This is a genomic window from Tabrizicola sp. BL-A-41-H6, from assembly GCF_050632395.1.
In the GTDB taxonomy this organism is placed as follows: domain Bacteria; phylum Pseudomonadota; class Alphaproteobacteria; order Rhodobacterales; family Rhodobacteraceae; genus JAUYQR01.
In genome coordinates this window covers 404,992-419,877 of the sequence record NZ_CP192600.1, presented here as the reverse complement: position 1 = coordinate 419,877, position 14,886 = coordinate 404,992, and the positions used below count along the sequence as shown (strand labels likewise).

General features: G+C 61.0%; 15 protein-coding genes. 9 read left to right on the top strand and 6 right to left on the bottom strand.

Annotated features, from left to right (window positions below):
* Positions 1-5: 5 nt before the first annotated feature.
* Both ACROUL_RS02070 and ACROUL_RS02065 read right to left on the bottom strand, forming a co-directional pair.
* Entirely contained in the window at positions 6-1,127 is a 1,122-nt protein-coding gene (locus ACROUL_RS02070) for a substrate-binding domain-containing protein (protein WP_431297898.1), read from the bottom strand.
* Positions 1,128-1,181: 54 nt separating this feature from the next.
* On the bottom strand, positions 1,182-2,003 hold the full coding sequence (locus ACROUL_RS02065) for a sugar phosphate isomerase/epimerase family protein (protein ID WP_431297897.1): 822 nt from the start codon (positions 2,001-2,003) through the stop codon (positions 1,182-1,184).
* Positions 2,004-2,227: 224 nt separating this feature from the next.
* On the opposite strand from ACROUL_RS02065, the gene ACROUL_RS02060 reads away from it, so the two are divergent.
* On the top strand, positions 2,228-3,601 hold the full coding sequence (locus tag ACROUL_RS02060) for an ROK family protein (protein ID WP_431297896.1): 1,374 nt from the start codon (positions 2,228-2,230) through the stop codon (positions 3,599-3,601).
* Positions 3,598-4,602 carry a substrate-binding domain-containing protein gene (locus ACROUL_RS02055; protein WP_431297895.1) on the top strand — a complete coding sequence of 335 codons (1,005 nt, stop codon included), beginning with the start codon at positions 3,598-3,600 and terminating at the stop codon, positions 4,600-4,602. Before ACROUL_RS02060 ends, ACROUL_RS02055 begins: the two co-directional genes overlap by 4 nt.
* Before the next feature lie 476 nt (positions 4,603-5,078).
* Here ACROUL_RS02055 and ACROUL_RS02050 read toward each other — a convergent pair whose 3' ends face one another.
* A complete protein-coding gene (locus tag ACROUL_RS02050) occupies positions 5,079-5,408 on the bottom strand; it encodes a hypothetical protein (protein WP_431297894.1) in 330 nt (109 codons plus the stop codon).
* Between the two features lie 165 nt (positions 5,409-5,573).
* Positions 5,574-6,467 carry a LysR family transcriptional regulator gene (locus ACROUL_RS02045; protein WP_431297893.1) on the bottom strand — a complete coding sequence of 298 codons (894 nt, stop codon included), beginning with the start codon at positions 6,465-6,467 and terminating at the stop codon, positions 5,574-5,576.
* Between the two features lie 210 nt (positions 6,468-6,677).
* Between ACROUL_RS02045 and ACROUL_RS02040 the strand changes: the two genes are divergently transcribed.
* The 3 genes from ACROUL_RS02040 to ACROUL_RS02030 all read left to right on the top strand — a co-directional run bounded on the left by ACROUL_RS02040 (position 6,678) and on the right by ACROUL_RS02030 (position 8,992).
* On the top strand, positions 6,678-7,556 hold the full coding sequence (locus ACROUL_RS02040) for a class I SAM-dependent methyltransferase (RefSeq protein WP_431297892.1): 879 nt from the start codon (positions 6,678-6,680) through the stop codon (positions 7,554-7,556).
* A 149-nt stretch (positions 7,557-7,705) separates the two neighbouring features.
* Entirely contained in the window at positions 7,706-8,245 is a 540-nt protein-coding gene (locus ACROUL_RS02035) for a TVP38/TMEM64 family protein (RefSeq protein ID WP_431297891.1), read from the top strand.
* A 111-nt stretch (positions 8,246-8,356) separates the two neighbouring features.
* Entirely contained in the window at positions 8,357-8,992 is a 636-nt protein-coding gene (locus ACROUL_RS02030; RefSeq protein ID WP_431297890.1) for a sulfotransferase family protein, read from the top strand.
* Positions 8,993-9,218: 226 nt separating this feature from the next.
* Here ACROUL_RS02030 and ACROUL_RS02025 read toward each other — a convergent pair whose 3' ends face one another.
* Positions 9,219-10,016: a DUF3703 domain-containing protein gene (locus tag ACROUL_RS02025; protein WP_431297889.1), complete on the bottom strand. Its 798-nt coding sequence runs from the start codon at positions 10,014-10,016 to the stop codon at positions 9,219-9,221.
* A 321-nt stretch (positions 10,017-10,337) separates the two neighbouring features.
* Here ACROUL_RS02025 and ACROUL_RS02020 point away from each other — a divergent pair, with 321 nt between their 5' ends.
* The 4 genes from ACROUL_RS02020 to ACROUL_RS02005 all read left to right on the top strand — a co-directional run bounded on the left by ACROUL_RS02020 (position 10,338) and on the right by ACROUL_RS02005 (position 13,652).
* On the top strand, positions 10,338-11,126 hold the full coding sequence (locus ACROUL_RS02020) for a helix-turn-helix domain-containing protein (protein ID WP_431297888.1): 789 nt from the start codon (positions 10,338-10,340) through the stop codon (positions 11,124-11,126).
* A 73-nt stretch (positions 11,127-11,199) separates the two neighbouring features.
* The gene (locus tag ACROUL_RS02015; protein ID WP_431297887.1) at positions 11,200-11,655 is read left to right on the top strand and encodes a FixH family protein; all 456 of its coding nucleotides are present in this window, start codon (positions 11,200-11,202) and stop codon (positions 11,653-11,655) included.
* Between the two features lie 12 nt (positions 11,656-11,667).
* The gene (locus ACROUL_RS02010; RefSeq protein ID WP_431297886.1) at positions 11,668-12,900 is read left to right on the top strand and encodes a cytochrome-c peroxidase; all 1,233 of its coding nucleotides are present in this window, start codon (positions 11,668-11,670) and stop codon (positions 12,898-12,900) included.
* Positions 12,897-13,652: a hypothetical protein gene (locus tag ACROUL_RS02005; protein ID WP_431297885.1), complete on the top strand. Its 756-nt coding sequence runs from the start codon at positions 12,897-12,899 to the stop codon at positions 13,650-13,652. Before ACROUL_RS02010 ends, ACROUL_RS02005 begins: the two co-directional genes overlap by 4 nt.
* Before the next feature lie 93 nt (positions 13,653-13,745).
* Here ACROUL_RS02005 and ACROUL_RS02000 read toward each other — a convergent pair whose 3' ends face one another.
* A complete protein-coding gene (locus ACROUL_RS02000) occupies positions 13,746-14,675 on the bottom strand; it encodes an alpha/beta fold hydrolase (RefSeq protein ID WP_431297884.1) in 930 nt (309 codons plus the stop codon).
* Between the last annotated feature and the right edge of the window lie 211 nt (positions 14,676-14,886).

Here is a 14,886-nt window from a genome sequence, read left to right as displayed (position 1 = left end):
CTGAGTCACTGCATCATCGACTTGATGTTGTCGGTGGCTTCGGTCGAGTAGACTTGCGTCCAGGCTTCCAGAAGATTGTCCTGGGACACCGGCAGGGCCGGCAGCGCGACAAAGGCAGGTGCTTCCTTGTCTAGAAGCGCATAGCCGGCCAGCTTGGCCTCGACCACGCCCGCATCATAGGGACGCTGCGCGCCAAGGCCCTTGATGAAGCCACCCTGCGCCATGCTGATCGCCACGTTTTCCCCAAGGTCCACGGTGGTGATGATCAGATCATCGCGGCCCGCGGCTCGGGCGGCGGAAATGACGCCCTCGGCGGGCACATCCCAGACCGCCCAGATCCCCTTGATCGACGGGTTGGACGTCAGCATCGCGCCTGCGGCCTTCTCGGCGTCGCCGGAAAAGTCAGGCCCGCCGATACCCTGTTCAGCCACGATCTTGATGTTGGGGTAATCGCTCGTGATCGTAGCCTTGAAAGCGTCGTAGCGCTGCTTGGTCACGAAGAAATCGGCGGCATGGAAGACAAGGCCGATATCACCGCCGTCCGGCCCCAGAGCCTTAGCCATCAGATGCGCTGCGGCGACGCCATTGCCGTAGTTGTCAGCCGAGACGACCGAGACGAAGTCCTTTCCTGCCACAAACCCGGTAGGCACGTTATCCATGAACACAAGCTTTGCCCCAGCCTCGGCCGCGGCGCGGTAGGCGGCGGCGGTGGCAGTGGGATCGGTTGGGATCGACACGATGATATCGGGCGATTGCGCCATGATGGTTTCAAGGTCGCTGACCTGCTTTTCCGGCTTGAACCCGGCGTCGGTGACCGCGATCACCTCGATCCCCATCGCGGCGAACTGAGTCTGCAGCCCGTTGATTTGGGCGCGGCTCCAGTCATTACCGCCGTAGTGCATGACGATGGCGGCCGTAGCACCCATCTCCTTGATCTTGGACAATTCCTCATCGCTCAGGACCACCGTCGACGGCGCCGTCGGCTCTTCGCCGTTCGGGCCTTTGGACAGCACTGTTTCCTGCAGCGCAGCAAGGGCGGTGTCGGGGTCGGCAAAAGCCGGGACATTCAGGCCAAGGACCAGCGCAAAGGCGGTGGCCGAGCCCAAGAGAGCACGTCTGTTCAGCATGACTTCTTCCTCCCAGAGAAGAGATGGGGTCACCCCCGGTAAAGGGCGTGCGGTTCAGACCGCCATAGCCCGGTTCAGGTAATCCTTGCTGATCCGTGCCCCTTCGGCGGGGTCGGCCCAGCTGTCGAGTTCGGTGCAGACCCAACCCGCAAAGCCCACGTCCCGCATCGCCTGAAGGATGGGGCCGGTCGGCACATCGCCCCGGTCGAGTGGGGTGAAGGCGAAGGGGTCATTCTGGAACCCCTTGAGGTGCACATAGGAAATCCGCGCCGCGTGATCGCGGATCAGTTGCGCAGGGTCGCCCCCGGCGGCGGCCAGGTGGGCCGTGTCGGGGCAGAAATCGATTGCCGTCAGATCGAAGATCTTGGCGACTTCGGCCGGGCCTTCGACGATGGTGGACAGGTGCGGGTGGTAGTGCGCACGCAGGCCGCGCGCATCGGCAATCGCCTTCACCCGGTCCAGCGCACCGCCCAGCTTGTGATAATCCACCTCACGCACACCGTCGAAACGCTTGGCTCCGCCCCCTACCACCAGATGCGGTGCGCCCAGTTCGGCAGCTCGGTCGGCGGCGCGGGTTACGCGGGCCAGTTCCTCGGGCAGAATGTCGTCGAAGATGAAATTTCCGCCAGCATAGGTGGCCACCAGCGCCAGCCCGTTATCCGCCAAAAGGCGACGCATTTCGGCAGCGGTTGCATCGAGCAGGTTGCCATCGAACAGCTCCACCCCTTCATAGCCCGCGGCAGCGATGTCGGCGAACGCGCGGTCCATCGCACCGAAGGTGCGATAGCTGAGCTGGGTGATTGAGGTGACGCCCACGGCATTGCCGCCAAGCGCGCCCCAGCAATTGGCGTGATACGCCAGCTTCCACGCAGCCATCGGTGATCCCCCCTGTTCGCGTGTCCGGCGTGACTCTTTCCCGCTGGACCGATCCTTTGTGCAGCCTCCTCTGGCCGTGGAAGTGGATTACGCCCGAAAACAGTTCAGGTCAACTATATTTCGTCTTATGTAAGCATTCTTTTGCTGTTTATCAGCAAAAGTATTTACTTGAACGGCGGAAGGCGGCCCTTTATCTCTGTGGTAGCCGACACAAGGAGCCGTATTTGCCGCCGTCTTCTGCCGTCCTCGCCGAATCGACCCGTGCGCGCGGCAAGGGTCGCCCGCGCACTAGCGAGACGGCAGCTCCGTCGCTGGTGGACATCCTCAACCTGATCCGCAGCGAGCGCGCCACCACCCGGCAGGCGCTGGAGCGGGAAAGCGAGTTGGGCCGCGCTGTGGTGGCGGACCGGCTACAACTTCTGTCCGACCTCGGCCTCGTCGATGAAAGCGAGCTTGGCCATGCCTCCGGCGGGCGCGCCCCGCGCCTTGTGCGGTTCTCGGCCCGGCGCGGGCTGGTGCTGGTGGCGACACTGGACCAGACTGCGATCGGGGTCGGTGTCTCGGACCTTTCGGGCAACCTGATGACTGAACATCACGAGGCCGCGGACCTGACCGCCCCCGCCGCGCAGCTTGCCGGGCGACTGTCGGCCCTTTTCAACTGGTGCCTTGAACGTCAGTCCACCCCAACCGCGCCCTGGGGCATTTCGCTGTCAGTACCGGGAACGGTGCCTTCGACCGGCGATGGCACCTTCATGACCGCCACGCCCCCTGTCCTGCCCGCGTGGGAGGATTTTCCACTGGTCGAAACCCTCACCCGCCAGTTCGGGGTGCCGGTGTGGATCCGCTCCAGCGTGGAAACCATGACGATGGGGGAGTTGCACGCCGGGGCCGGAAACGGCCTGCGGTCTATGCTGTTCGTCAAGGTCGGGCGGCGGATCGGGGCAGGAATCGTCTGCGAGGGGCAGCTTTACCGCGGCGCGCAAGGAGCAGCGGGGCTGATTGGCGCGTTGCCGGTTGTGTCGGACGGCGTGACCGGCACGCTGGACATGATGGCAGGGTCTGACATGATCCAGCGTGAGGGGCGAGCGTCAGCGGAAGACGGGCGCAGTCCGGTGCTGGCCGATCTCTTGCGACGCGGCGCCGAGATCACCCCGATCGAAGTGTCGCAGGCTGCACAGATCGGCGATCCGGCCGCTTCGGCGATCCTGTCGAAATCGGGGCATCTGATCGGCCAGGTGGTGGCGACGCTTGCCAACGCTCTGAACCCCGAGATGATCGTGCTTTCGGGCACGCTGGTGCAGACCAACGACAACCTGCTGGCAGGCATCCGCGAGGCGGTCTATGGCGCGTCGCATCCGCTGGTGACGCGCGACCTGCGGATCATCCGGTCGCAGATGGGTAGTTCGGCAGGGCTGGTGGGTGCGTCGCGCGTGGCGTCGGAGGCGCTGTTCGCGCCGGCCTTCCTCAAGGACTGGATCCTGCAGGGCAAGCCGACCCTGCACCCCGAATTCGCCGCCTTCCGCGCCCGTGCAGACGAAGCCGATGGACCGCCATCGGCCGTTGCGCCGCCATCCAGGCCGGAGGGGGCCGCACCATGACGATTGCCGGACTGGGTCCCCATGGCGAACGCGCAGCCCCGCCGGAACGGGTCAGCCTGCTGCCCGAGGATATCGCTGCCGCCAAGGCGGCCACCCTGCGTGTAGCCGTCGTGCTGCACACGCTGGACAGCGATTGGACCCGATTACAGATTTCCGGCATGCTGGGCATCTTCGGGGACTGCGGCGTAGTCGTGACAGAGGTGATCGACTGCGGCTTTTCGGCGGACAGGCAGGTGGCAGCACTCGACCGGCTGATCGCGGCGGCACCGGATGCGATCGTCGCGCTGCCGGTGGCCAACGAACAGGTCGTCGCAGCCTTCCGGCGGGTGTCGGCGGCGGGCATCCGACTGGTTCTTCTTGAAAACGTCCCCACCGGCCTTTTGCCCGGCTCACATTACACATCGCTAGTGTCGTCGGACAATTTCGGGCTGGGCAAGATGGCCGCCGCCGGGCTTGCTCCGCATCTGGCCGAGGGGGCGGCGGTGGGCGTCCTTGGCTTTGCTGCCGACTTCTTTGCAACCAACGAACGCGAAATCGCCTTCACCAACTGGATGCAGACCAACCGGCCTGACGTTCGCACCCAAGTGCGGCGGTTCGGCGCGATGGACGAAGCGGCTGATCTTGCCCTGCGGATGATCGCGGATCACCCCGAGATCTCGGGCTTATTCGTGGTCTGGGACACGCCCGCCACGGCGGTGGCAACCCGTCTTCTGGCCGAAAATCATACCGTTGCAATGGCAACGGTCGATCTAGGAGAAGATGCTGCCATCGCGCTGGCGGCAGGCCGACAGTTTGTCAGCGTGGCAGCCCAGCAGCCTTTTCAGCAGGGAGTTGCCGCCGCTCGCACGACGATCCTCGCGCTTCTGGGCCGCACGGTGCCGGCGTGGATCGCCATGCCCGGTGTCGCCGTGGCCCGCGGCAATGTGGCCGAAAGCTATCAGATTATCTGGCGAAAACCCGCCCCGCGGGAGGTCTTGCGCCTACTTGGCTTGGCACCCTGAAGGCAACGATCGAAGCATCTGCCCAGCGTTGACAGTCGTTGACAGTCATCGCCGCAAGCCCTTCCGAGGTCGTCGTGAAAGTCCGCTACGCTGGAACACTCTAAGGGAAAGCACCGTCACTCAATGGTCGCTTCGGGCCAGAAGCGCTGCCGCTGCGTCTGGTCCCACCGACCACCTGAAATGCAGCCAGCCGCTTACCGTCGCGCGCTTACCCAAAAACGCTGGGCTGCTTATCCATACGACCGGATGGCCTCTGGTGACTCTCCTTCGCTAGTCGACGGCGAGGGTGAGTGAAGTGACGGTGCATTTTACCGCGGGTCATTTTTGCGGAGGATACATCACCCGCGAGCTGGCGGCACCAAAACCCATCCCCATCACACTACGCATATTTACCTAGGACTTCGAACAACCCCAACGCACCCGTTCGCCGAGGGATGTCGAGCCATTCCTCCGGGGCGGAGTGAACGCGGTCAGGGTCAGAATAGACCGTAAGTCGGCAACGATTTCACCGCGGCTGAAGCTTCCTCTGAAAGGAACAACCGCGCTTTTTTCAACGGTGCGGTGACGCGTTGAGCCGTCCAAGCGGATCCTGCGCCGGTGACTATTCCGCGAGCGTTCGGCAGATCGGCAGCTTTTGCACGGGAAAGTTCATCATGATCTTGGATCGACCGACGAAGATCGGCAATGGACTTCACGAGCGCGTCTGATTTCGTAGAAATCACAAGTGCACCGCAATGCCGAACCTTCAGGGTGTCAGGATTGACGACGATCCGACCCGCTGCACTCTGCCTTGCAGTCCCCTCCATGATGCGCTCTGAAAACTCATTTCCAGCGGATCGTGGGGAACGAAATCGTCAGCTTTGATCAGTTCCCCCAGATGTCTTCATCGTTCAGGAAAGTGGTCAGATCCTCCCAGGGAAGAATGCGAGGATCTCGAAATTCTTGCATCTAGCATGGTCTGCACTGTCCGCTCACCCGGTCAGGATCGGTCGCAGTGCATCGCTTTCTTGCAGCACAAAGGCGAAAAAGGCAGAGACCCGGGCGGTGTGGCGCTCGTCGGGGTGGGTCAGAATGCGCCATGCGCGGGTAAGTTCGGGGACTGGGCCTAACACCCGCACCAGATCACCTTCGGCATCGCCAAGCGACATTGGAAGTGGCGCGACCCCAACCCCAGCCTTGGCAGCATAGATCAGGCCCAACACACTGGTGTTTCGCGCGGCATAGGTCGCATTGGGAGCCACCTCCTTTAACCACGAAACTGTGCGATGCTTGCTCATGCTTTCCTCGAACGCAATCAGCGGATGGCGGGCGAGGTCGGCGACAGTGGCCGGTGCTCCGTGCCGTTCGATGTATTGTTGGCTGGCATAGATTGCCCAGAGAGAGTCCGCGATCTTGCGACCCACCAGGATGCTGTCGTCGGTATCGCCCGAGCGCAATGCGACATCGGCCTCGCCCTTGGCCAGATCGACGTATTGGTCGCTTAGCACAAACTCTACCTTGAGGCCGGGGTGCTTGGCGTGGAAACGGTCCAGAATACCGGACTGGGTCAGACGTAAGGCGATGGGCTCGGGGCAAGTCAGACGGATGATCCCGACATGGGCGCGGCCCAGATCACGCAACATCCGTTCAAAATTTTCTGCTGATGCGGCAACCGCTTCGGCATTAGGCAGAATGGCGACGCCAAGTTCGGTCAGTTGATAGCCCGAGGGTAATCTTTCGACCAGCCGCTGCCCTAACTGCGCCTCAAGGTCGGCCAGCCTGCGCTGCACGGTGGATTGATTGACTCCGATCGCCTTGGCGGCTGCAAGCGTGCTGCCCTCTTTGGCGACCGCCAGAAAAAACCGCAGATCGTTCCAGTCGAACATCGGCTCCTCCGCACGCACCGCAAATCTGCGGCCCCGTTCCGCAACTCTGCTGCTGTCTTGCCTTGATAAACAAGCGTATCCTTGAACCACGGCGAATTTGATCATCGCCCAGCACAAACACCATCAGTTCAACTCTTTCGCAGTTTCCGAAGTGTGACGGCAAAGGCCGCTCACCTGCGGCTGCGCAATCTGCGCGGAGGCGCTTCCTAAATGACCAACGAAACAATGCTACAAGATAGCTTGTGTGACAGCACGGTGTTCAAACACCGGATGCATGCCCAGTGGGATGAGTCCGCTGCAGGTTGGGACCGGCATGGTTCCAAGATCCGCGAATGGCTGCGCGTGCCAACCGATGCGATGTTGAAGATGGCTGGGATAAGCTTGGGCCAGATCATCCTGGACGTGGCGGCTGGTGCTGGCGACCAAACGCTGGACATCGCCGACCGGGTTGGAGCCGATGGTGCGGTGGTTGCGACCGACATATCAGAAGGCATTTTGACCTGCGCACTCGGAAATGCCGTCAATGCCGGACATGCCAATGTGCGGATTCACCGCGCTGATGCAGAGGATCTGAAGCTCAAGGCTGCAACTTTCGATGCCGCAGTCTGTCGCCTCGGGCTGATGTTCCTGCCGAACCCGCTGGTTGGCCTTAAAGAAATCCACCGTGTCCTGAAACCAGGCGGCCGGTTTTGTGGCATGGTCTTTGCCGGACCGGAGGTGAACCCCTGCCTGCGCATCCTGATGTCAACCGCAATGCGCCATGCAGGGCTTCCGCCGCGTGATCCGTTTCAGCCTGGTGGTCTGGTCAGCCTTGGCAAACCCGGTCTGATGGATGACCTGATGCATCAGGCAGGCTTCCAATCGGTTGCCACAACCCGGATGGAGGTGCCGTTCAGGCTGCCGACAACTGCCGACTACATGACTTTTATCAGGGACTCGGCTGGCCCGATTTTGCAGATCCTGGCCCTGTTGGATGACGCAGCCCGGGAGGCGGCTTGGAGGGACATCGCCAAACAGCTGGACGTCTATCAAACCACAGGCGGCTGGATCGGGCCGAATACCCTTCTGCTGACCGCCGGACAGAAATGATGGATAGTCATGCGACGGCCGATAAGGATCGGAAGGTCATCTTCTTAAAACGCACAGTCGTTTGCACCGTTCTCGCTGCCGCGGTCCTCGCGGCGCTGATCCTGCCAACCTCATTTGACCCGGGGCACGTCCTGCTTGGGGAAGCTTGGGTGCGCAGCACTGTGGCTGGTCTGGGTATGGCAGGCCCGCTTGCCTTGATCGGGTTGATGGTGCTGGCGATCGTGGCAAGCCCGATACCCAGCGGCCCGATTGCTGTGGCGGCGGGCGCGATCTACGGAGCATTGTGGGGTGGGATCTTTGTCGTGACTGGCGCCCTGCTGGGGGCGTTCGCGGCCTTTGGCGCAGCTCGGTATCTGGGCCTTAATGCCGTGCGCCGGTCAACCAATCCGGTGCTGAAATACATCGCGGCGCCCCGCTCGCAGTCGAGCCTGATGCTGATCGTCTTCGGCTCACGCCTCGTCCCGTTCATCTCGTTTGACGCGGTCAGCTATGTGGCAGGTATCACTTGCCTGTCGTTCGGCCGGTTCGCCGTGGCGACATTGCTGGGAGTCATGCCGATCTGCTTTGCGCTCACAGCGCTAGGGGCGGGAATGGCGGCGGGAGGCACGGACTGGATGTGGATCGTGGTCTTGGCTGGGGCGATCACAGTGCTGCCAGGTGTCGGGAAATGGATATGGGATCGTGCCTGATCTGAGAACCTTGGCTTCGATGCTATGGCATTCGAAAGACGTAGGGATCAGCACCGTAGACACAACCTTCAATGCGGCAGATGCTTCATTGTATGTGAGGGAGGATCCTGCATGGCACTCGAAGTGATCGGCTCTGGTTTTGGAAGGACCGGAACGAAATCCTTGAAGGCCGCCTTGGAGCGATTGGGCTACGGACCGTGTCATCACATGCACGAGATCGCGGCTAACCCTGAACAAGTCGGCCATTGGCAGAGACTGGCGGCCGGCGAGAGTGTCGACTGGGAAACGGTCTTCGCTGGTTACAGATCTCAGGTGGATTGGCCGGGCGCACATGTCTGGCGCGAACTTGCCTACGCCTTTCCGGATGCGAAAGTGGTGCACACGATACGACCTGAAGAACGATGGTGGGCCAGCTTTGACAAGACCATCGGCAAGCTGATGGCGAAATACGAAGATTTGCCATTGCCCCCTCACATCCGCGACATTCTCACGGCTTGGAACGGACTGGCTGGTAAGGAGACCTTCAGCGGCGTTCTTGACGATCGACAGATCGGCCTTGCCGCCTACCGGCGCAGAACCGAGGAGGTGCGCGAGGCCCTGTCTGACGACAGATTGCTCGTCTTTGATGTGTCTGAAGGATGGGACCCGCTCTGTGCATTTCTTGGAGCAGAGGTGCCTGACGAGCCGTTTCCCCATCACAACCTGAGAGCCGACTTCTGGGAGGTTCTCGGCGGGGAGCCCGCCTGATTGAACGAGTCTTGCGGCGGGTCGTGGTCTGTCGGTCGCTGCAATGCACCGCGGTGGACAATAATCCAAGGCACGTCCAAGTGGCTTTGAAGCAAAGGGCGGAAAGCGGACGGATGTAGTCGAGGCAGAACGCTTCAGTCTCCGGGCAGAGCGGACGCTCGTTCACCACGAATGAGTCCAGCCAACAGGTTCCGGAAATTCCTATTCAGATGTGATGCGGTGAGAACTATTCTGAACGTGCAGCGATGATTGCGGCAAGATCATCAGGAATCCGCATCGGCTGAACTGCACTGACGTTCGAGCCGCCTGTGTTACCCGCAGGCACAAGACCGAAGGCTGTCATCGTTGCGGCACCCAGGATGCGGAATACCTGTCCGCAGATTTCCCGGACGTCGCGCTGGCGCACGGCCCAGACCAGCATTCGCCAATGAACACGCACATGTTCAAGCGTCGAAACCTGAGAAAGAATATGAGCGCGCTCCAGATGGCGGAAGCTTGCTTGGAACTCCCTCAGTTCCGATTGATTGGCAGCCGCATCGAGTTCCATTTGGACTTGGGGGCGGATTGAACGGTCCGTTCGAGGCGGTTCCACCTTCGCTATCTGCAACGAGTCCCTCCCGCCGTTTCGGGTGGCGGAAAGTCCAGCGAAGCTCAGAAGCAAGGCCAGATACGCGGCTGCGGTCAAATCATAGGTCATGCAGAACATCGGCCACCACACAGGAACACCGGCATTGGCGATCAGATCGGCGTGAAAGATGTCAAAGACGCCGTGGCCCGCCAAGGCTCCCACAACCAGCCAGAGACTTGTCCTGAAGCCGATCACACTCACGATCACAAAAAGCGCCGACAGAACCAGTTCCTGCTTCAACGTCTGACTGGAGCCGCCTAGGACGGCAAAAAGATCATAATACGATGCTATGACCACCGCCATGAACGCGTATAGCACGCGGTCGCGATCAAAGCCGACGACCGTTGCAGTCAACGACACTCCGAGTGCGAGCGAAAGCCCTATAAGATATTCCATCAAGGGATCCTTCCGGGGTTGAGCGAGGTTCTTTGGCTCCCGACCGATACGGTTCATGTGAGCGGGGCCGGAGGCCAATCGTTAGCCTCGCCATAGGCACTTGCGCTTGAACGCAGGGGCTAGAAGCAAGCAAAATCGCAGCCCCCGGCCAAGCCGCCGACAATCTTGACCCTTTGCCCTTATGTATCCGAAAGCGCCGCTTCGATGCAAAATGCGGCCGCAAGTCGATCATCCGAGTGCCACTTGCGCGACAGGAGGGCATGCCAGATCAGCGCCTAAAATCCCCTATGTCGGGCTGCGCAATTACTCTAGCATGTTACAATGCAAATGGTGGGGATCGGCAGGGTATTATTCTGGGAAGGTGGCAGCCTTTGGCTGGCACTCGTCACCGGTGCGATGGACTGGCATTCACATCATGCCATCCAGCTCTGCCTGCCCATTCAAGGGCATGCACAGTTCAAAACGCAGCCTGACGGCGAATGGACGATCTGTGATGGTGCGGTAATCACCCCGGATATGCCACATGTCTTTGACGCCCCAGGAAGCGTCGTCGTCAACATTCTTTTTGAGCCCGAATCGGGTGTCGGTCGCGGCGTGCTGGCCAAGTATCGCACAAGAGGACTGCACTTGTTGTCCAGTGCAGAGGCACACGCGCTCGCCTCGCCTATTGCAAAGGCATATTTTGACGGTGCGGATGACGCGCAACTGGTTTCGCTTGCCAGACAAGCCGTCGCGAGATTCTCTGGGGTCGACACGCCTCTCGCCACAGCCGAGCGACGCGTGCTCCGGGCCATTGCCGAAATCCGCCAGCATTTGGACGAGCCCATCACGTTGCCTGATCTGGCACGCAAAGTTGGCCTGTCCCCCGGGCGGCTTCGTCATCTGTTTGTGGCAGAGACCGGCGTTTCGTTCAGGGGCTTCGTGCTATGGGAGCGTCTCAACAAAGCGATGGCAATGGGCTTCGGAGGATCGTCCTGGACCGAAGCGGCCTATGCAGCCAACTTCTCCGACTCCGCCCACCTTTCGCGCACCTGCCGAAGGATGTTCGGTTTAGCTCCGACCCAGGCAAGCATCGAGTCTCCGAACATTCAGCATCCAATGACCGCCTGATTCTTCTTGCTAGCCCCTTCGTTCAAGCCCTGCTTAGGCAATCGGCGTAGATCACGTGCATCGCAAACGAAGGATGCACAACTTGCCAAATCTCATCACCCGCCGGCGCCTGCTCTGGGCCGTTCCGGTTGTCATCGTGGCCGCCGCGGGTCTTGGCGCAGCTGCAATGATGCAGCCCCCGCCCGCCGACCTCGACCTGTCGCTCATGAAATCGACTGACCACGGACACTACGTGGCGTCGGTAGAGCCGGGCCTGTCGCCGATCGTGACCGGAACCATTCACGGCTGGATCGTCGAGATCAAGACGCCCGACGGCAAGCCTGTCGAACACGCGGAAATCTCGATTAGCGGCGGCATGCCGCAACATGGCCACGGGCTTCCTACCGAGCCTAAGGTAACAGCAGAGCTTGGGCGCGGGCGCTATCAGGTCGAGGGCATGAAATTCAATATGCCGGGTTGGTGGACGGTCAATGTCGCGGTCAAAGGCCCAGCTGGCCCGGATACCGCGACCTTCAACCTGATCCTGTAAGGGAGGCACAAGATGCGTGCTCCAACGGTCGCCGTTCTCACCCTGCTAGCCGGTTCCGCTTTGGCCCTTTACTGGACCACGCAGTCGTCGGCGGCATGGACTGAACAGGAAATCAGGCTTGTGACCTCGCTTGCGCTGTCCAAGCTTCCGCCGCTGCCCGCCGATCCGTCCAATGCGGTTGCGGATGAACCCATCGCCGCCACGCTGGGCAAGGCGCTCTTCTTTGACACGAGGCTGAGCGCCAACACCGAGGTCGCCTGTGCAACCTGTCATTTGCCGGACCGCCAGTTTCAGGACGACTTGCCACGGGCCCGGGGTGTGGGTGAGACGGCGCGTCGAACCATGCCCATAGCTGGAACCGCCTACAGCCCCTGGCTTTTCTGGGATGGGCGCAAGGATAGCCAGTGGTCGCAAGCACTGGGGCCGCTGGAAAGTGCCGTAGAACATGGAACGGATCGTGCCTACATCTCGCACCTGATCGAAACTTACTATGCGGATCAGTATTCGGCGGTGTTCGGACCACTTCCGCCGCTCGCCCAAGTGCCGGAACATGCCAGTCCGACTGGCGCTGAGGCTGCCCTGCAAGGCTGGCTCTCCTTGGGGGACGAACAGCGAGACGCGGTCAATCGCGTCTTTGCCAATGTAGGCAAAGCGATCGCCGCTTATGAGCGCACGATCCTGCCAGAGCCGTCACGCTTCGACATCTATGCCGACGCGCTTGCCGCAAGTGGCAACACAGCAGGCATTCTGTCCGACGAGGAGATCGAGGGGCTGCGGGTTTTCGTCGGCAAGGGTGAATGCACCAAGTGCCACAATGGCCCCCTGCTGACCGACAACTATTTTCACAACACGGGCGTGCCAGCGGTCCCAGGACTGCAGGATGACCTCGGCCGCACCACCGGCACGGCGCAGATCCTTGCCGATCCATTCAATTGCCTCGGTGCCTACAGTGACGCGGGTCCGGACGACTGCGCGGAACTGAAGTATCTGACCGCTGCCGGCGACGAGATGATACGGGCATACAAGCCGCCGTCATTGCGCGGTGTTGCGGATCGCCCGCCTTATATGCACGCAGGCCAGATCAAGACGCTTGGCAATGTTCTTGAGCACTACAACGCCGCGCCCGCGGCCCCAAACGGTCATAGCGAGATCACGCCATTGTCGCTCGATGCCGGCGAAATTGCCGCGCTGGAGTCATTTCTTGGCACCCTTAGCCCAATTTCAGCGAAAGGCGGGCAGCCATGATCAGCCATGCCAACCTGAAGGACCGCCTCGCGCTTGACCGTCGAACAGTCACTGAACTTGCAACCGGCTTCAGCGCCATCGCGGTCGCCGGCGCCACGCTTTACAACCTTGGCTTCTTTGCGCCGATCGAGTGGAGCTTGATCTCGCTGCTGACAGTTCAGGATCTGCTGATCGGGTCCGCAATCGGAGCGGTTCCGATGGCGGTATCCGCCCTGCTGGCGCTGGTAATCGGTCGGTTGATCAAGCTGGCCCCAACAAGCATCCCGATGGCCCTTGTTACCGGAGTTCCTGCATTCTTGGCTATTATGTTCGGCTTTTTTCATTTCTATTCGGGTCCTGGCCAATCGACCCTTGGACATCTGGCCTGCGGCTATCTGGCGCTTGGCGTTCTTGCGGCAGCAGCGAACATGTTGTTTGCCATGCCGCATATGACAAATATCTGGTTGTTGTTTTCACTGCTTTACATCCCCACGGTGCTCGGCATGACAGATAGCGCCGCCGCCACCGATGCCGCGCGCCCCATGTCCGAGATCGAGACCGACCGGGGCTTCATCCAGGCAAGAGTCGTTCGCGTAACCTCCGCCTACCTGCTGCTGGCCAAGAACAACGAGATCATCACGATGCCGATGAACAAGGTCCGAGAGATCAGATGGTTCTTCGTCGACTCCCCGGCCGCGGACTTTCTTGACGGCGCGGCTGAACCCGCGCTTGCAGGACCCGTGGCCGACGCCACGCCCGCGCTGCACCGCTAACCATCACAGCGACCTGCTTTTCCATCCTGACAATGTCAGGGTCGCTGCAAATCGCCCAACTACATAGAAAAGAGTGAACGGTTCCGGGGGGCACTACCTGTCGTTTCGCACTGCGGTCAATACGGAACGGATGGCACCGATGACAACCACGGGCTGATCAAGCTGGACAAGGTGAGAACTGCCTTCTGCAACAACAAGCCTGCCATTTGTGCTCAGGGCTGCAAGAGCCATCTGTGCCTCGCTCCAGTTTGGTATGCCGGACATGCTTTCGCTTGCCGCAACAACCACAAGGGGAATTGATCCCAGCGACGTTTCGGCCAACTCCGCGTCATCTGCAGCCCGCGTGAGCCCTTCTTGCGTCATTGCTTTCAGGGATTTTCCCTGAGTCTGCAAAAGCACCATTTCGGTCGCTATGTCCGGGGCCAACAAAGGTTTGCCGGCAAGAATTGCCCCGAACAAACGCGCGAGGCCAAGGTGACGCGCGATGGAGTATGCGGTGGCTTGGTTCTCCAACATCGCGTTGAAAGTATCAGTCTCGGCTTGAAGGATCAGCCCATCGACGCGTTCGGTGCGCGTGTCGACCAGGACGATCCCAGCGACTTGGCCGGGATGTGCCGCAGCGTATAGCCTTGCAGCCTTTCCCGAAAGTGAATGAGCCACGAGAATGAAAGGTGCCGGAAGGCGGGCGTTCACAAGAAGCTTGTGGAGTTCCGCAGCGATCTGGGCAGGTGAACGCGGCCCAGGCCCGGGATCGCTCCAACCCATACCTGCCCGATCGTAGGCGCAGACGCGTGAGTTGGCCGAAAGCTCACGCTGCACCAGGATCCAGTCCAGTGACGAGCCGCCCATGCCGGCGTCCAGGATGACAGTCGGGCTTCCTTGCCCGATACAGTTGATGTGCAGTTGATAGCCGCCGACATCCACCATCTTGCCGACCATGGGATACGCTGCACTGTCGTCCAAGCCCGCGATCATTTCGTATGTCGCCCCAAGCGTCGCCAGCGCCCCGATCACACCCGCCACTCTGCAGATCGCTCGGACGAACTTTCGTCCCGTCCGATTGCGCCGAAGAGCGTCAAACCGGCCGTCCGCTTGATGGCCTGGAAAGAAAGCAGGTCCACCGCTCGAATGCTGTGTGGGTGTGTTGTCTCTGGCGTCCACGACGATGTCCCTTTTGCTGGCATATCCGGAATAGATGCGTGTCCGGGCGTTTGATTGAATGCAGGCGCTATCC

What these genes read in the sequence shown, in the direction of transcription:
- ACROUL_RS02070 (WP_431297898.1), bottom strand. Translation starts at nt 1,127, where the DNA reads ATGCTGAACAGACGTGCTCTCTTGGGCTCGGCCACCGCCTTTGCGCTG.
- ACROUL_RS02065 (WP_431297897.1), bottom strand. Translation starts at nt 2,003, where the DNA reads ATGGCTGCGTGGAAGCTGGCGTATCACGCCAATTGCTGGGGCGCGCTT.
- ACROUL_RS02055 (WP_431297895.1), top strand. Translation starts at nt 3,598, where the DNA reads ATGACGATTGCCGGACTGGGTCCCCATGGCGAACGCGCAGCCCCGCCG.
- ACROUL_RS02050 (WP_431297894.1), bottom strand. Translation starts at nt 5,408, where the DNA reads ATGGAGGGGACTGCAAGGCAGAGTGCAGCGGGTCGGATCGTCGTCAAT.
- ACROUL_RS02045 (WP_431297893.1), bottom strand. Translation starts at nt 6,467, where the DNA reads ATGTTCGACTGGAACGATCTGCGGTTTTTTCTGGCGGTCGCCAAAGAG.
- ACROUL_RS02040 (WP_431297892.1), top strand. Translation starts at nt 6,678, where the DNA reads ATGACCAACGAAACAATGCTACAAGATAGCTTGTGTGACAGCACGGTG.
- ACROUL_RS02030 (WP_431297890.1), top strand. Translation starts at nt 8,357, where the DNA reads ATGGCACTCGAAGTGATCGGCTCTGGTTTTGGAAGGACCGGAACGAAA.
- ACROUL_RS02025 (WP_431297889.1), bottom strand. Translation starts at nt 10,016, where the DNA reads ATGGAATATCTTATAGGGCTTTCGCTCGCACTCGGAGTGTCGTTGACT.
- ACROUL_RS02020 (WP_431297888.1), top strand. Translation starts at nt 10,338, where the DNA reads ATGCAAATGGTGGGGATCGGCAGGGTATTATTCTGGGAAGGTGGCAGC.
- ACROUL_RS02015 (WP_431297887.1), top strand. Translation starts at nt 11,200, where the DNA reads ATGCACAACTTGCCAAATCTCATCACCCGCCGGCGCCTGCTCTGGGCC.
- ACROUL_RS02010 (WP_431297886.1), top strand. Translation starts at nt 11,668, where the DNA reads ATGCGTGCTCCAACGGTCGCCGTTCTCACCCTGCTAGCCGGTTCCGCT.
- ACROUL_RS02005 (WP_431297885.1), top strand. Translation starts at nt 12,897, where the DNA reads ATGATCAGCCATGCCAACCTGAAGGACCGCCTCGCGCTTGACCGTCGA.